Raw genomic sequence first — 638 nt, 5'->3', positions numbered from 1 at the left:
CCGCTGAGATTGCACGTTTACTCAATCGTCACCGTTCTACCATTACTCGTGAGATTAAGCGTGGCACAGTAACGCAAGTTCAGGATAAGAATGGCAAACGGACTTATTATCCATCCTATTTCGCCGATAGCGGTCAACGTGTCTACGAAGACAATCGAAAGCACAGTGTCTATCTGAAACTAGACCAGTGCTCTCCGACTTTCTTTAACAAGCTCGAAGAAGCCGTAAAGGCCAAGATTCCTCGTCATAGTGTGGATACCTTTGTCCAAGAATACAAAGCGAAACATCCGACAGAAATTGTCCCTTCAACGAAGACAGTGTATCGCTACATTTTATCGGGTCTTATTTCTATCAAGCCAATCGATTTACCTAAGATGGTGAGCATCAGAAAACGGACTAGGACTAAAACCACGGTCAATAAGAAGACGCTTGGAAAATCCATCGAAGAACGCCCAGAAACAGTTAACAACCGCTCTGAATTTGGTCACTGGGAGATTGACTTGGTTCTCGGGAAAAAGACTAAGGGAGAGGCTGTTGTCATGACTTTGGTGGAACGTCAGACACGGTTTGCCTTAGCTTGTAAATTGCCTAATAAGGAAGCCAAAACCATCAACGAGGCAGTCCAAGGCTTGATTAAA

At 44.4% G+C, this 638-nt stretch carries 1 protein-coding gene; it reads left to right on the top strand.

Annotated elements, in window-relative coordinates; translation table 11 throughout:
- Positions 1 to 638, top strand: a 638-nt coding sequence (locus tag ACFPQ3_RS01540; protein ID WP_380433493.1) for an IS30 family transposase, incomplete at both ends; no start/stop codon positions are given.

Origin of the sequence: Streptococcus caledonicus (assembly GCF_042656225.1) — a bacterium.
Taxonomy (GTDB): domain Bacteria; phylum Bacillota; class Bacilli; order Lactobacillales; family Streptococcaceae; genus Streptococcus; species Streptococcus caledonicus.
The sequence above is the reverse complement of the archived record's forward strand: the minus strand, read 5'-3'. Positions and strand labels throughout refer to the sequence as shown.